Origin of the sequence: Acidovorax sp. NB1, from assembly GCF_005405905.1 — a bacterium.
Taxonomy (GTDB): Bacteria; Pseudomonadota; Gammaproteobacteria; order Burkholderiales; family Burkholderiaceae_C; genus Acidovorax.
On sequence record NZ_BJHU01000005.1, the window covers coordinates 154,665 to 170,422 of the forward strand.

The following is a 15,758-nucleotide window of genomic DNA, read 5'->3' on the forward strand; positions in this document are numbered from 1 at the left end:
CTCATACCCCACGGCTGTGCCGTGGCGAGACACCGGGTCAGGGGCGTGCCTGTGCGCCCTGCCCGGAGGGTTGAGCACATGCCCGGGGGCCGGCGCTAGCCGCTGCCACTCTTTCTCTTCCTATTCCACACGGGCCTTCCACCATGGCCCATAACGCGCTGCTGGCTGGCGGACTGCTGCTCCTGCTGGTGCTGGTGCTCGCGCACCTGCGGCCGACCGAGATCCTGCACCCTTCGCGCCGCACCCAGGTGCTGACAGGCCTGACCGGCGGCGTGGTGTCGGCCCTGGTCCTGGTCGTGCTGAACCTGAACGCGCCCGAGCTGGGAGTCGTGGCCTACCCCACGGCCACCGCCTTCATGGCCTTGTACTTCGGCCCGGTGGCAGCGGCCATCACGGCCGCCCTGGCGTTGCTGGCCATGGTCCTGAGCGAAGACGCAGCCTGGTTGGCTGGCCTGGCAACGCTGGTCGCAGCGGCTGCGCTGGGCGCACTGTGGCGCAGGCTGGACAGGCGCCCCGGCACCAACCCCTGGCTGGCCATCACGGGCATGGCCGTCACCCTGCCGCCTGTGGTCACGCTGTGCCTGGTGGCCACCGGCGCTGCGCCCGTGCCCGGTGCGCCCATCGACTGGCTGCGGCAGCTGCCCTGGTACCACGGCGCGGGCATGCTCATCCTGGGCACGGGGCGGCAGCTGCTGGTGGGCAAGGCGCAGTCGGTGGTGGCGCTGGAGCAGGCCCACCGCACGCTGGCAGAGCGCGAGCAGCAACTGCGCCTGGCGCTCGATTCGCTGGGCGGCGGACATTGGGAGTGGGATGTGCTGGAGCGCCGCTTCCGCTGCGACGGCCACTTTTACGAGGCCTATGGCATCACCCAGGCCGACGCCGACGCACCAGACCTGTGGAAGCGCTGGTATGCCCGGCGCCACCCGGCCGATGCCGAGCGCAATGCCGTGCGTTTGACGCGGGCCATGGACGGGCTGGAGGAAAGCTATGAGGCCGAGTTCCGCGTGCGGGACACCGCAGGCCGCTGGCGCTGGCTGATGTCACGGGGCACGGTGTCGCGCCGCGATGCGCAGGGCCGGCCCACGGCGATGATCGGCATGGACGTGGACATTACCGCCCACCGCGAGGTGGAAGACGCGCTGCGCTCCTCCGAAGCCAAGTACACAACCTTCTACCAGACGCTGCCCGACCCGGCGGGCATCTCGCGCATCTCGGACGGCCGCTATGTGGACATCAACCCGGCCTTCTGCGAAGTGCTGGGCCGCCCGCGCGAGGAGGTGATCGGGCGCACCTCGACCGAGCTGCAGATCTGGGCCAGCGACCAGGAGCGCAAGCGACTCATCGACGCCTTCAAGCGCGACGGCAAGGTGGACCGCCTGCCGCTGGTAGCGCAGAGCAATGGGGTGCGCATCCCCGGCCTGATGTCGGCACGCTCCGTGCTTGTAGATGGCGAAAACTGCTTTGTTTTCGTTTTCCACGACATGACCGAAGCACAACGCACCAGCGACGAACTTCGGGCGCTGAACAACCAGCTGCAGCAGGCTGGCCGCCTGGCCCGCCTGGGTGCCTGGGAGGACGAGCGCGGCAAGGGCCTGGTGTACTGGTCGGAGGTGTGTTTTGACATCCATGGCCTGGACCCCAGCCAGCCACCACCCAGCGACTACATCGACCGCCATGTAGCCCCGCAGTACCGCGAGGCACTGCGCGAGAGATTCCGCCAGAGCATCCGTTTGCGCACCGAGTGGAGCATGGAGATGGAGGTCTATCACGCCGATGGCCACCTGCTGTGGATGCGCGCCCGGGGCGAGCCCGTGATCGAAAACGGCCGGGTGGTGCGCGTGCGCGGTGTGATGCAGGACATCGACGAGGCCAAGCGCGCCGAACAGCGCCTGCGCCAGTCCGAAGAGCGCTTCTCGCGCATCTTCCACCTCATGCCCTACCCCATGGGCCTGTCCCGGCGCAGCAACGGCCAGTATGTGGACATCAACCCCGCCTGGGTCGAGATGCTGGGCATCCCGCGCAGCGAAGCCATTGGCCGCACCGGGATCGAGCTGGGCATCTTCACGGCCGAAGAGCGCCAGCGCCTCATCGGCCAGGCAGACGCCAGCGGCCAGATCAGCGACCACGAAATGACGCTGGCCGTGCGCGGCGGCCCGCCCCGCACCGTGCTGCAGTCTATGCGGGCCACCGAATTTGATGGCGAGCCCTGCTGGCTGTTCTCGGTGCACGACATCACCGACCGCAAGCGTGAGGAAGAACAGGTGCGTGAGCGGGAAGAACTGCTTTCGCTCACCTTCTCGGCCGCATCGCTGGGGCGGTGGGACTGGAACCTGCAGACCGGCCAGGTCACGGGCGACAGCCGCTGGCGCGCCATGCGGGGCCTGGAGTCTTCTGGCCACGTCCCGCTGTCGGTGCAGTGGGCCAACGCCGTCGCCGCCGACGACATCGAGCGCATCAACACCGAACTGGCGCGCCACACCACCCACCCCGGTACCCCGTTTGACGCCACCTGGCGCGTCAACCCGCCGGGTGAAGCCACCCGCTGGGTACGCAATCTGGGCAAGATCGTCGGGTTTGACAGCCACGGCAACCCGGCGCGCATGCTGGGCGTGGCCATCGATGTCACCCCCCAGCGCGAGCAGGAGGTCATGCTGCAGCGGCTGGCCCTGTTCGACGCCCTCACCGGCCTGCCCAACCGCGTGTTGCTGGCGCGCAAGCTGCAGGAAAACATGGAGCTGGCCCGTGAGAACGGATCCCAGCTCGGCGTCGCCTACCTAGACCTGGACGGGTTCAAGCCCGTGAATGACCGCCTGGGCCATGGCGCGGGCGACCGGCTGCTGGTGGTGGTGGCGGGCCGCCTCACGCGGGCGCTGCGCGGGCTGGACTGCGTGGCCCGCCTGGGGGGCGACGAGTTTGTGATCCTCATGCCCGGGCTGGACTCGGTCCGCGACTGCGAACGCCTGCTCGAACGCGTGATGGAAAGCGTCTCGTCCCCCTACACCCTGGACGCCGAGCGTGTGGTCGTCACCGCCAGCATCGGCTACACCGTGTTCCCGCAAGACGACGCCGATGCCGACACCCTGCTGCGCCACGCCGACCAGGCCATGTACGCCGCCAAACAGGCCGGGCGCAACCGGTTTCACCAGTTCGACGCCGCCCAGGAGCGCGCCATGCAGTTGCGCCGTGCCCAGGGCCGCCACCTGCGCGACGCGCTGGCCGACGCCCAGTTCACGCTGTACCTGCAGCCCAAAGTGGACATGCGCAGCGGCACCGTGGTGGGCGCCGAAGTGCTATCACGCTGGCAGCACCCCGAGCGCGGCCTGGTGCCGCCGGGCGAGTTCCTGCCGCTGCTGCAGGGCACCGAGCTGGAGATCGGTTTTGGCGAATGGGTAGCCGAGGCCGCGCTCACGGTGCTGGAACAGCTGCAGGAGCGGGGCCTGCCCATGCCGCTGAGCATCAACATCGCCGCCCAGCACCTGCAGCAGCCCGGCTTTGCCCCCTGGATGGCCCAATGCCTGGCGCGCCACCCCAGGGTGCCCACGCACCTGGTCGAGATCGAGATCACCGAAAGCGCCGCGCTGTATGACCTGTCGGCCGTGGCCGCCACTCTGACCGAGCTGCGCGCCATGGGCGTGACCGTGTCGCTGGACGACTTTGGCACGGGCTACTCGTCCCTCACCTACCTGCGCCGCCTGCCCATGGACACGCTCAAGATCGACCAGAGTTTTGTGCACGGCATGATGGGCGATCCCGGCGACCTTGCCATCGTGCAGGGCGTGATCGGCCTGGCCCGTTCCTTCGGCTACCGCGTGATCGCCGAAGGTGTGGAAACCGTCGAACAAGGCCAGATGCTGCTGCAACTGGGCTGCACCCAGGCCCAGGGCTACTGCATCGCCCGGCCCATGCCGCTGGAGGACTTCATCGGCTGGACACCGGGGTGGCAGCCGCCTGCGGGGTGGCAGCGGAGCCGGCCGGTGTGAGGCTTTCCAAAAGCAATAGCCTGACTAGCTACCCACATCAGATTTCTCATCTTCCATCCGTTCAGGCTGAGCCTGTCGAAGCCAGGGCGCTTCCTAAGGCGGCCCTTCGACAGGCTCAGGACGAACGGGGTTTGTCTGAGACATGTCGTTAATAAGGAAAAATAGCTGCTTGCGCGCACCGATAGCGCGCAAGCAGCTATGTTTTTGATAGCTATTGACGACTGCCAAGCCTGGCAACCGGCTCGCCGGCTATCTCACCCCACCAGCTCCTTCACCTGCTGCAGCGCCGCCGGGTCTTCCATCGTCGTCAGGTCGCCCGGGTCGCGCCGCTCGGCCACGGCCTGCAGGGCGCGGCGCAGCAGCTTGCCGCTGCGGGTCTTGGGCAGCACAGTCACAAAGTACACCCGAGACGGGCGGGCCACGGCGCCCAACTGGCTGTCTACCTGCTTCATCACCTCGCCTTCGAGCTTGAGGCGCGCGGCATCGTCGGTCAGGCCCGAGGCATCGCGCGCCACGGCAAACGCCATGGCCACCTGCCCCTTCAGGCTGTCGGCCACGCCCACCACCGCCACTTCGGCGATGTTGGGGTGCGAGGCAATGCTTTCTTCGATCTCGCGCGTGCCCAGGCGGTGGCCGGCCACGTTGATCACGTCGTCGGTGCGGCCCAGGATGAAGTGGTAGCCATCTGCGTCGCGGATACCCCAGTCGAAGGTGCTGTAGATGAGGCGGCCGGGGATGCTCTTCCAGTAGGTGTTCACAAACCGCGCATCGTCGCGCCACACGGTCTGCATGCAACCGGGGGGCAGCGGGCCTTCGATGGCGACCACACCTTTCTGGTTGGCGCCGGTCAGCTCTTCGCCCGTGGCCTCGTCAATCAGCTTCACGCCGTAGCCGTACATGGCTTTGCCCGGGCTACCAAAGCGGGTGGTCTGCTGCTGCACCCCGTTGGCCAGTGTAAGAATGGGCCAGCCGGTTTCCGTCTGCCAGTAGTTGTCGATGATGGGCACTTGCAGGGCGTCGCTGATCCACTGGGCGGTGGGCTCGTCCAGCGGCTCGCCCGCCAGCCACAGGGCCTTGAGGCTTTTGACGTTGTACTTGGCGAGGTAGGCCGGGTCCTGCTTCTTGAGCACCCGCACCGCCGTGGGGGCCGAGAACATGTGGGTGACCTGGTACTTCTCGACAATGCTCCACCACACGCCCGCATCGGGCCGCGTGGGCAGGCCTTCGTACATGATGGTGGCCATGCCTGCGATCAGCGGGCCATAGACGATGTAGCTGTGGCCCACCACCCAGCCGATGTCGCTGGTGGCAAAGTACACATCGCCCGCCTTGGCGTCGAAGATGTGCTTCATGCTAGCGGCCAGCGCCACGGTGTAGCCGCCCGTGTCGCGCTGCACGCCCTTGGGCTTGCCGGTGGTGCCGCTGGTGTACAGCGTGTAGCTGGGGTGGGTGGACTCGACCCATTCGCAGGGCACCACAGTGTTCAGGTGCTGCTCGCGCAGGGGTGCCCATTCGTGGTCGCGCCCAGCCTGCAGGTGCATGGGGGCCAGGCCCCGGTTCACCATCAGCACGGCGGCGGGCTTGTGTTTGGACAGGGCAATGGCTTCGTCCAGCAGCGGCTTGTAAGGCACCACCTTGCCGCCGCGCGACCCGGCATCAGCACTGACCACGGCCACAGGCTCGGCGTCTTCAATGCGCGAGGCCAGCGAGCCCGAGGCAAAGCCGCCAAACACCACCGAATGCAGCGCGCCAATGCGCACGCAGGCCAGCATGGCAAAGGCGGCCTCGGCAATCATGGGCATGTAGATGAGCACACGGTCGCCCTTCTTCACACCCAGGCTCTGCAACACGGCCGCCATGCGCTGCACCTCGGCATGCAGCTCGGCAAAGCTGTAGCTGCGTTCGGTGTCGGTTTCGGTAGAGATCGCCACCAGCGCCGCCTGGCTGGCGCGCGTGGCCAGGTGCCGGTCTACCGCGTTGTGGCACAGGTTGGTGGTGCCGCCCACAAACCATTTGGCAAACGGTGGATTGCTGTAGTCGCACACCTGCTGGGGCGGCGTCTTCCAGTCGATCAGCTTCGCCTGCTCGCTCCAGAAAGCGTCGCGGTGGTCGATGGACTGGCGGTAGAAGTCGGCGTAGGTACTGTGTGCGGTCATTGTGGGGGTCTCCTCGGCATCTCTCTCGCCCTGCCAGGACAGCAGGTTTTGAATTCATAATTATTCATGACGGGCTTGCGGCAAACTGACGTGGTGGCGCTGACTGCACCGTGCGTGATCAGGTCTTGCCTCTGCTGCAGACAATGCCACCCTTGTGCCTCTGCTGCGTTTGCAGACGCCCCACGCCCTTCCCTCTTTCGCCTTGTAGACCTTGGAGCATCTCGCGTGCAAGGATTCTTTGGCTAGAACAATATCAAAATTAGACATAAATGCTTCATAAAGCAAAGCATATACTTCAGTTATGTGGTCCACCCTCATCATGACGCTGCCCACGCAGCCCAACGCCGTGCGGCTGCGCGTGTGGCGCAATCTCAAGGCACTGGGCTGCGCCGCCCTGCGTGACGGCGCCTATCTGCTGCCTGACGAACATGCGGGCCTGCTGGCCCCCATTGCGGCGGAGGTGCGGGAGCATGGCGGTACGGCCATGCTGCTGACCCTGAGCGCCAACGACAACACACAACGCCAGGAGATCGAAGCGCTGTTCGACCGCACCGAGGCCTTCACCCAGTGGCGCGACACAGCCACCGCCCTGCAGGCCGAGCTGCCGCAGCTCACCGACACCGACGCCCGCCGCCGCCTGCGCAGCATTGCCGATGCGCTGCAGGCGCTGCATCGCATCGACTACTACCCTGGCGCCGCCGCCGCACAGGCCGACGCAGACCTGGCCAGCCTGCGCCAGGCGCTGGATGCCCGCTTCTCACGCGGCGAGCCCACCGCCCTGCCCGCCCATGGCATCCCGCGCCTGGACGCGGCCCGGTTCCGGAACCAGCGCTGGGCCACACGTGCCCGGCCCTGGGTGGACCGCCTGGCCTGCGCATGGCTGATTCGCCGTTTCATCGACCCGGGGGCTGCTTTTGTGTGGCTGGCCGATCCGGCCTCAGCGCCCGCCGACGTGCTGGGCTTTGACTTTGACGGCGCCCGTTTCACCCACGTGGGGGCGCTGGTGACATTTGAGGTGCTGATCGCCAGCTTCGGGTTCGAAGCCGATCCCCGCCTCCAGCGCCTGGCCCGCGCCGTGCACTACCTGGACGCGGGCGGCATGCCCGTGCCCGAGGCCGCCGGGCTGGAAGCCGTGCTGGCCGGCCTGCGCGAAGTGCATGCGGGCGACGACGCCCTGGCCGAGGCCGCCGCACAGGTGTTTGACGCCTTGTATGCCGTGCCGCCCTCTTCCTCCAGCTCGTCCCCCAGCGCCTCATCGACTGTGCCAATTGCCGCCCCATGACCAACCAGATCTCTCCAACCGCCCCTCCCACTGCGCTGGAGCGCCCCGCTCCAGCGAGCTTTGGCGACGCCTTCCTGTTCTGGCTCAAGCTCGGGTTCATCAGCTTTGGCGGGCCAGCCGGCCAGATCGCGATCATGCATGCCGAGCTGGTGGAGCGCCGCCGCTGGATCAGTGAAAAGCGCTTTCTGCACGCCCTCAACTACTGCATGCTGCTGCCCGGCCCCGAAGCGCAGCAGCTGGCCACCTACATCGGCTGGCTCATGCACCGCACCTGGGGCGGCATCGTGGCCGGGGCGTTGTTTGTGCTGCCCTCGCTCTTCATCCTGATAGCGCTGTCATGGGTCTACCTGCGGTTTGGCGATGTGCCCGTGGTGGCGGGCATCTTCTATGGCATCAAGCCTGCGGTGATGGCGCTGGTGCTGCATGCCGCCCACCGCATTGGCACCCGCGCCCTCAAAAACGGCTGGATGTGGGGCATCGCCGCCGCATCGTTTGTGGCCATTTTCGCGTTCGATACCCCCTTCCCGGCCATCGTGCTGGCCGCCGGGCTGATGGGCTACTTTGGCGCCCGCCGGTGGCCCGCCGTGTTTGCGCTGGGGGGCGGCCATGCCGATGGGAACAAAGGCTACGGCCCGGCGCTGATCGATGACGACACCCCCACGCCTGCCCATGCCCGCTTCTCGCGCAGCCACCTGGCCAAGGTGCTGGCGGCGGGGCTGGCGCTATGGCTGGCGGCCATGGGCCTGCTGGTGGCCACGCAGGGCTGGCAAGGCACGCTCACGCAGATGGGCTGGTTCTTTACCAAGGCGGCCATGCTGACCTTTGGCGGTGCCTATGCCGTGCTGCCCTATGTGTACCAGGGCGCGGTGGAGCACTACCAGTGGCTCAGCGGCCCGCAGATGATCGACGGCCTGGCCCTGGGCGAGACCACCCCTGGCCCGCTGATCATGGTGGTGGCGTTTGTGGGTTTTGTGGGTGGCTGGCTGCAGCAGGTGTGGGGGCCCGATGCCCTCTTTGCAGGCGCCGCAGCCGCTGCCACGGTCGTGACCTTTGTGACCTTTTTGCCCTCGTTCATCTTCATCCTGGCAGGCGGCCCGCTGGTGGAGGCCACACACGGCAAGATTGGTTTCACCGCCCCGCTGTCGGCCATCACCGCCGCCGTGGTGGGTGTGATCCTGAACCTGGCGCTGTTTTTTGCCTACCACCTGCTCTGGCCCAAGGGCTTTGGCGGCGCTTTTGATGCCGTCTCGGCCGTGATCGCTTTGGGTGCTTTGGTGGCGCTGTTCCGCTTCAAGCTGGGGGTCATGCCGCTGCTGGCCCTGTGTGGGGCCGTGGGGCTGGCGGTGACTTTCCTTCGACCCTGGCTGGCCTGAAGCATTTGCCATTCACCTCTCGGGAGCCTCATCATGCAAGCACGCGCGCAAGCCCTGCCTTTTGACCCGGCCACGCTGCCCGGCCTGTCTGAAAAGCTGCTGCGCAGCCACCACCAGAATAACTACGGCGGGGCGGTGGCGCGGCTCAACGCCATCCGGGGGCAGCTTGCCGAACTGGCCTTTGCCTCGGCACCGGGCTTTGCGCTCAATGGCCTCAAGCGCGAGGAACTGATCGCAGGCAATTCGATGCTGCTGCACGAGCTGTACTTTGGCAGTCTGGGTGGCGGTGGCGCCGCTCCAGCACCCGCCATGCAGTTGGCGCTGGCGGCCAACTTTGGCAGCGTGGAGCGGTGGCGCGAGGAGTTTGTCGCCATGGGCAAGGCGCTGGGCGGTGGTTCCGGCTGGGTGCTGCTGGTGTTCCAGCCGCGCGAGGGCACGCTCGTTAACCAATGGGCCAGCGATCACACCCAGGTTGCGGCAGGAGGTGTGCCCATCCTCGCGCTGGACATGTACGAGCACGCCTACCACCTCGACCACGGCGCAGCAGCGGGGACCTATGTGGATGCGTTCATGGCAAACATCCACTGGGCCGCCGTCTACGAGCGTTACCAGCATGCAGTACACGCCGCAAGCGAAGGGCTGCAAGCGTCGATCCAGGACGCGCAAGCGGCAGCACAACTGATTGATGTGCGCCGCGCCGGTGTGTACGAGGCGGCCACCACCACCATCCCGAACGCCCGCTGGCGCGACCCCGCCACCATCGAAACATGGGCTTCGGAGCTATCTGCCAGCGAAGACGTGGTCGTGTATTGCGTCTATGGTCACGAAGTCGGCCGCTCGACCGCGTTGCGCTTGCGCGCAGCGGGTTTCAACGCGCGCTTCCTGCAAGGCGGCATGGACGGCTGGACCGCCTCCGGCAACGCCGTGTGTGCAAAGACAGAGGCGCTGCGGGTGGGGTAAATCGAAGGCGGCGACGAACCGTGCCGCCGGTGGGGTTTCAGCGACGCGGCTCCCTCACCGCCTCCAGTTTGATTTGCTATTACTTCAATAGCTATAAGCGCTTGATGGGCAGGCGGAAGAGGCCAAAAAGACCCAAATCTTTTACTTGATCAGCCCAAGCACATCCTTGAACGCCGGGTGCTCGCAGCTGCCCAGCCATTCAAACGCCACCATCTCGGTGGTCACCAGCTCAGCGCCTGCGCCAGCCAGGCGGTCGAAGGCGGCGTCGCGGTTGCGCTCGGTGCGCGAGCCGCAGGCGTCGGTCACCACCCACACTTCAAACTCGTCGTCGATCAGGTCCAGCGCGGTCTGCAGCAGGCAGACATGGGCTTCGCACCCGGCAATCACGATGGTGCCGCGCTCGGGGGCCTGCTGGGCGGGCTTTTGCAGGTGCTTGGGCAGGCTGCGTGCGTTGCCGCCCTGGGGCTTGGCTGGCGGGCGCAGCCATTCGCCCAGGCCTTCTTCGGCAGCGCTGAAGTGCATTTTGGCCAGGGTCTTCTGGCACAGGGCGCGCAGCGCGGCGTCGTTGGCGCCCAGGCGCGAGGGGTTTTGCTCGGTGCCCCACACGGGCACGTCCAGCATGCGGGCGATCTCGGCCAGGCGACGGGCGTTGGCCAGCACGGCGGGGCCTTCGTGGATGGCGGGCATCAGGCGCTCCTGGTAATCGACCAGGACGAGTTGGGATTCGGTGGCGTCAAGCAGCATGGTGTGTTCGATCGTGTGCGTGTTCTGGAATGCGCTGGCCGGAACGGGGCGCGGGGGAATGGCGCATTGTCGCAGCCCGGCGGCGCAGGTTATGCAGCCAGGACCGACCGCAGCGCCACCGCCAGCGGCCCAGCCATGGCCACCGCGTTGCTCGGGTGCGGAATGCAGTCCGTGCTCCAGACCTCCCCCACCCCGGCATCGTGCAGCGCCTGCAGCGCATCGCCCGCAAACAGCGCATGCGTCACGGCCACATCCACCGAGGCGGAGCCCGCCTGCAGCAGCAGCCGGGCGGCCAGCGCCAGCGTGCGGCCGGTGCTGGCCATGTCGTCCAGCAGCACCACGGCCCGGCCCTGGGCGTTGAGGGGGGGCAGCTCAATGGCCACCTGCCGGTCACCATGGCGCACCTTGGTGCACACGGCATGGTCAAAGCCGTGGCGGGCGGCGGCCTGGGCAATCCACTGGGCAGATTCGCCGTCGGGACCCACCAGCAAGGCCTGGGGGCGGTGCTGGGCGATCAGGTCGGCCAGTGGCTCCGCGCCGCTGAGAACCACAGCCTGCGGCACGGGGATGGCCTGCTCCAGCCGGTCGATGCGGTGCAGGTGGGGGTCCACGGTGATGACGGCGTCGAACAGCCCGGCCAGAAACCCACCCACCACCTGCTGGCTTACGGCCTCGCCGGGGTGGAAGGCCATGTCCTGCCGCATATAGGCCAGATACGGCGCCACCAGCGTGAGGTGCTGCACGCCCAGGCTGCGGGCCGTGCGGGCAGCCAGCAGCAGCTCCACCAGTTTTGCATTGGGCTGGTGCAGGCTGCGCAGCAGCACGGCTTGGCGTGGCAACTGGCCTGCGGCATCCACTGGCAGGCGCAGCTTGAGTTCGCCATCGGGGAAGCGGTGGCGCTCGATGGCCTGGGCTGTCAAACCCGCAGCCTGTGACAGGCGCAAGGCAGGTTCTTCTTCATCGTCAAAGTACAGCAGGCAGGAGGCTTGTGGCGCAGACATGGTCAGAACTCCACAAACACGCGCGGCACTTCATCGGCCGTCCCCAGGCGGTAGCCGCTGTCCCGCTCGCAAGCGTGGCGCGCAAATTCCAGGTCGGCCGGGTAGCTGGCGTGCACGCGGTACAGCAGGTCGCCAGCGGCCACGGTGTCGCCCAGCTTGTGCATCAGGTCCACCCCGGCGCCCGGCACCTTGGGCGCACCGGCCAGGCGGGCCACGCGTGCGATCTGGTAGTTGTCGATGCCCGCCACCACGCCGCTGGCGGGTGCCACCACGTCGAGCGTCAGCGCACCCAGCGCCGGGTGGTTGTGGTCAAACCCCGTGCTGCCCTGGGCGGCGATGATGGCGTTCATGCGCGCCAGCGCCCGGCCCGAATCGAGGATGTCGCGCGCAATCGCGTAGCCGTCGCCGCCGCGCACATCGGGGTCGCATTCAATCAGGCGCCCGGCCAGGCGCAGCGCCTTTTGCCGCAGGTCGTCGGGCGCGCGCGGGTCGTTTTGCAGCACGCGCATCACATCACGCGCCTCCAGCACCGGGCCCACGCCCTGGCCCACGGGCTGGCGGCCATCGGTGATGACCACGTCCAGCGACAGGCCCATGCGCCGCGCCACATATTCAAACAGGCGGCGTAGGCGTTGCGCGTCGGGCATGGAGCGCACCTTGGCCGTGGGGCCGATGGGAATGTCGAGCACCAGGTGCGTGGCGCCGGCGGCCACCTTTTTGGACAGGATGGACGCCACCATCTGCCCGGCCGAGTCGATGGAGAGTGGCCGCTCCACCGAGATCAGCACATCATCCGCTGGCGACAGGTGGGCCGTGCCACCCCAGGCCAGGCAGCCCCGGTAATCACGCACGATGTCGGCCAATTGCTCCAGCGGCAGCTCCACCTTGGCCAGCACCTCCATGGTGTCGGCTGTGCCCGCAGGCGAGGTGATGGCGCGCGACGAGGTCTTGGGGCACAGCATGCCGTGTGCCGCCACGATGGGCACGACCAGCATGGTGGTGCGGTTGCCGGGAATGCCGCCGATGCAGTGCTTGTCCACCACCAGCGGCTCGTGCCAGTCCAGGCGCCGGCCGCTGGCCACCATGGCGTCGGTCAAAAAGAAAACCTCCTCCCGGTCCAGCTCGCTGCGATGGCAGGCCACCACAAAGGCGGTGAGTTCGATCTTGGAATACCGGTGGTCGGCAATGTCGCGCACGATGGCGCCAAAGTCTTCGCGCGTCAGGCGCTCGCTGGCGATCTTGCGGAACAGCGCGCCCATGGATTCGGGCGGTTCGGCCTGCGCCACCGACACGGTGTGGCCGTTGTCCACGCCCAGCTGGGCAAACGCGTCTTCCGACAGGCCCAGCTCCTGGCACCCCACGATGGCCGGGTCGTCCACCACGTTGACCGTGGCCAGGATGCGGCGGCCGTTGGCGCGCACCTCGATCTTGGACAGGGCCTGGAAACCCTCGGCCCGGTACACGGCACAGTCGCGGTGGAGGTACGCCACGTTCTCGCGCCAGGTGTCTATGGCCACGCGGCGCAGGGCCAGCTGGGAACGGGTTGGCGTGTCGGCCAAGGCAGACACGGGCGCAGACCCAGGGGCGGGAGAAGAAGGCTCGGCATGCATGATGGCGCCAGCCTAATCCCAAAGCGCTTGCCAGCACCTAGTGAACACCCCGCGCCAGAAGCTTTGCCGGGCAGAAACTGGGGGTGGCATGACCTGGGTCAAGCCGCTCCGCACTCACCTTCAGTCGGGCTGAAGTCGCAGCAGGCGCCCTTGGGGGCTGTCAGTCACCATATAGAGAAGGCCATCCGGCCCCTGGCGCACATCGCGGATGCGCTCGCCATTGCCTTGGAGCAGTTTTTCCTCGCGCAACACCTTGCCGCCCGCCACCTCCAGCCGGTGCAGGGTGCCAAATTTGAGCGAACCCACAAACAGGCTGCCCTGCCAGGCAGCGCCGTAGCGGGTGCTGGTCAAAAACGCCATGCCCGACGGCGCGATGGACGGCGTCCAGTGGTGCAGCGGCTGTTCCATGCCCGCGCGGGCCGTGCCCTCCCCCATCTTGCCGCCGCCGTAGTTCTCGCCGTAGGTGATGACGGGCCAGCCGTAGTTGCGTCCGGGCTGGGGCAGGTTGATCTCATCCCCGCCCTGGGGGCCGTGTTCGTGCATCCACAGCTTGCCATCGGGGCCGATCGTGGCGCCCTGCGGGTTGCGGTGGCCGTAGCTCCAGATCTCGGGCAAGGCGCCGGTCTGACCGGTAAAAGGGTTCCCGGGTGGCACGGCGCCATCGGGCGTGATGCGAATGATCTTGCCGTGGTGGTTGTCCAGCTTTTGTGCATCGTCCTTGCGGTGGTAGCGCTCGCCCAAGGCCACAAACAGGTTGCCGTCCGGGGACTGGGCGATGCGGCAGCCAAAATGCAGCGCACTTTCGACCTTGGGCCGCTGGCTGAAAAGCACACGCACGTCCTGCAGGCTGCGCGCATCGGCCGCCAGCGTGGCCCGCGCCACGGCGGTGCTGTTGCCTGCACCGCTGGCTGCGGGCTCTGAAAAGCAGAAATAGATGCGGCGGTTGCGCGCAAAGTCGGCATCCGTCACCACGTCCAGCAGCCCGCCCTGCCCGCCAGCGGCCACGGGGGGCACCCCCGCCAGGGCGGGCCCCACCTGGCCGGTGGCGCTCACCACCCGCATGCGGCCCGGGCGTTCGGTGACCAGAAACTGCCCGTCCGGCAAAAAGGCCAGCGCCCAGGGGCTTGCCAGCCCCGTGGCCACGGGCACCAGCGAGACGGCTGGCCCGGTGTTTTGGGCACTGCTGCTGGCCACGCAGCCAAAAGCTATCAAAAACATAGCTGCTTTGGCTTTGCTGATACGCGCAAAGGCCCATTTTTTCATGAAATTCATCGCAAAAAGTACCTCCACCCCAGGGGGCGCGCCAAGGGTGCACCAACACCGGGTCCGCGCTTCGAAACAGCTCTGCCGGAGCACCGCGCTACGGCCCAAACGCCCGGCCATCTCCATTTAGTTGAATCAAATCAATGGCTTGCAAAACAGCTTATTTTTAATAAGCAACCATACCGTGTTACCCTTCGCCCCCATGTCCAGATGGTTTTGCCTCCTCCTCCTGGTCTGCGCCACCACCGCGCAGGCAGCCCCCCAGACGGCCAATTCTGACGATATGGACCGTTTGCTTGCCGACAAAGGCCTGCTTACCCGGCTGGAAAACGTGAGCCACCAGGTGGCCGACAAGGCCCAAACGGTGGCCGGCCGGGCATCCGACCTGGTGGTCAACGCCATGGGCTTCCTCGGCGTACCCTACAAGCGCGGTGGCAACAGTGCCGAAACCGGGTTTGATTGCAGCGGTTTTGTGCGCGCCATGTACGAACAGACCGTGGGCTTGCTCCTGCCCCGCCGTGCCGACCAGCAGGCGGCCGCCACCCAGGTTATTGATAAAAAAGAACTACAGCCGGGCGACCTGGTGTTTTTCAACACCATGCGCCGAAATTTCAGCCATGTGGGCATCTACGTGGGGGACAACAAGTTCATCCACTCTCCCCGCAGCGGCTCGGAGATCCGGGTGGAAGACATGGGCCTGGCCTACTGGTCCCGCCGCTTCAACGGCGCACGCCGCGTGACCTCTGCCGAGGGTGCGGCCACCAGCACCGCCCAGGCAGCGCAGCAGCAGTAGGCACGACCCGTACGCCCTCGCCCTCTGGCGGCAGGGAGGATCAGCGCTTGATTTCGTACACCGTCTCGGTGCTGCGGATCGGCCCGCCCACCACATTCACCGGCCCGGCGGACGGGTCCTTCAACAGCGCCTTGGCGGCCGCCATGTCGGCCTGGTAGCGCGCGCGGGCCTGGGATTCACAGCCCTTGCGCTCTGCAGCCGCCATGGCCCGGCATTCCTCCAGGCTGATCTTGAGCCCGCCGCCTGCTTCGCGGATGGCCGACTGGTAGCGCTGCTGTGGTGTGGTGTCGGGCAAGCCCCCCCGGGCCAGCGAGGCTTCGTCCCCTTGTGCCAGGGCCCCTGTGGGCAGGGCCAACAGGCCACCCAGGGCGCAGGCCGCCGCGAGGGCAGCACCGGAACGGGTCCAACGTGGATAGGTCATGGAAGTTTCCTTTCTTGCTGTGCTTGGATCACCGCAGGGCTGCAAAAGACGCATGGCGCCGTTGGTGCAGACAATCCCTGTGGCACGGAAAGCCTCACTGTAGTTTTGCGGCCGGGCCCTGCCCCGCCAGCAGGTGCCGCGCTACCATGTCAGACACCACCCACAGGCCGCCGCC

The 15,758-nt window shown here is 67.1% G+C and carries 11 protein-coding genes; 5 read left to right on the plus strand and 6 right to left on the minus strand.

Features of this window, described 5'->3' with window-relative positions:
- The first annotated feature begins 143 nt into the window (after nucleotides 1-143).
- Entirely contained in the window at nucleotides 144-3,980 is a 3,837-nt protein-coding gene (locus AvAM_RS02035) for an EAL domain-containing protein (protein WP_137745500.1), read from the plus strand.
- A 254-nt stretch (nucleotides 3,981-4,234) separates the two neighbouring features.
- Here AvAM_RS02035 and AvAM_RS02040 read toward each other — a convergent pair whose 3' ends face one another.
- Entirely contained in the window at nucleotides 4,235-6,136 is a 1,902-nt protein-coding gene (locus AvAM_RS02040) for a propionate--CoA ligase (RefSeq protein ID WP_137745501.1), read from the minus strand.
- Between the two features lie 301 nt (nucleotides 6,137-6,437).
- On the opposite strand from AvAM_RS02040, the gene AvAM_RS02045 reads away from it, so the two are divergent.
- From AvAM_RS02045 to AvAM_RS02055, 3 genes are read left to right on the plus strand one after another with little or no spacing between them, the layout of a single operon-like run.
- The gene (locus tag AvAM_RS02045; protein ID WP_137745502.1) at nucleotides 6,438-7,418 is read left to right on the plus strand and encodes a chromate resistance protein ChrB domain-containing protein; all 981 of its coding nucleotides are present in this window, start codon (nucleotides 6,438-6,440) and stop codon (nucleotides 7,416-7,418) included.
- Nucleotides 7,415-8,791: a chromate efflux transporter gene (gene chrA, locus AvAM_RS02050; RefSeq protein ID WP_137745503.1), complete on the plus strand. Its 1,377-nt coding sequence runs from the start codon at nucleotides 7,415-7,417 to the stop codon at nucleotides 8,789-8,791. The genes AvAM_RS02045 and chrA overlap by 4 nt, the downstream gene beginning before the upstream one ends.
- A 33-nt stretch (nucleotides 8,792-8,824) precedes the next feature.
- Nucleotides 8,825-9,751 carry a Fe-Mn family superoxide dismutase gene (locus AvAM_RS02055; protein ID WP_137745504.1) on the plus strand — a complete coding sequence of 309 codons (927 nt, stop codon included), beginning with the start codon at nucleotides 8,825-8,827 and terminating at the stop codon, nucleotides 9,749-9,751.
- Between the two features lie 141 nt (nucleotides 9,752-9,892).
- Here the strand turns inward: AvAM_RS02055 and AvAM_RS02060 are convergent, their stop codons facing one another.
- From AvAM_RS02060 to AvAM_RS02075, 4 genes are all read right to left on the minus strand, one after another.
- Nucleotides 9,893-10,495 (minus strand): isochorismatase family protein, encoded by a 603-nt coding sequence (locus AvAM_RS02060; RefSeq protein WP_137745505.1) that lies wholly within the window; start codon nucleotides 10,493-10,495, stop codon nucleotides 9,893-9,895.
- 89 nt (nucleotides 10,496-10,584) lie between these two features.
- The gene (locus tag AvAM_RS02065; protein ID WP_137745506.1) at nucleotides 10,585-11,496 is read right to left on the minus strand and encodes a ribose-phosphate diphosphokinase; all 912 of its coding nucleotides are present in this window, start codon (nucleotides 11,494-11,496) and stop codon (nucleotides 10,585-10,587) included.
- A 2-nt stretch (nucleotides 11,497-11,498) separates the two neighbouring features.
- Nucleotides 11,499-13,106 carry a thymidine phosphorylase family protein gene (locus tag AvAM_RS02070; RefSeq protein WP_375708131.1) on the minus strand — a complete coding sequence of 536 codons (1,608 nt, stop codon included), beginning with the start codon at nucleotides 13,104-13,106 and terminating at the stop codon, nucleotides 11,499-11,501.
- A 120-nt stretch (nucleotides 13,107-13,226) separates the two neighbouring features.
- Nucleotides 13,227-14,324 carry a PQQ-dependent sugar dehydrogenase gene (locus tag AvAM_RS02075; RefSeq protein ID WP_137745640.1) on the minus strand — a complete coding sequence of 366 codons (1,098 nt, stop codon included), beginning with the start codon at nucleotides 14,322-14,324 and terminating at the stop codon, nucleotides 13,227-13,229.
- Nucleotides 14,325-14,571: 247 nt separating this feature from the next.
- On the opposite strand from AvAM_RS02075, the gene AvAM_RS02080 reads away from it, so the two are divergent.
- Complete coding sequence (locus AvAM_RS02080; protein ID WP_137745507.1) at nucleotides 14,572-15,162, plus strand: C40 family peptidase; 591 nt, start codon at nucleotides 14,572-14,574, stop codon at nucleotides 15,160-15,162.
- 40 nt (nucleotides 15,163-15,202) lie between these two features.
- Here the strand turns inward: AvAM_RS02080 and AvAM_RS02085 are convergent, their stop codons facing one another.
- On the minus strand, nucleotides 15,203-15,583 hold the full coding sequence (locus AvAM_RS02085; protein WP_137745508.1) for a hypothetical protein: 381 nt from the start codon (nucleotides 15,581-15,583) through the stop codon (nucleotides 15,203-15,205).
- Nucleotides 15,584-15,758: the final 175 nt, after the last annotated feature.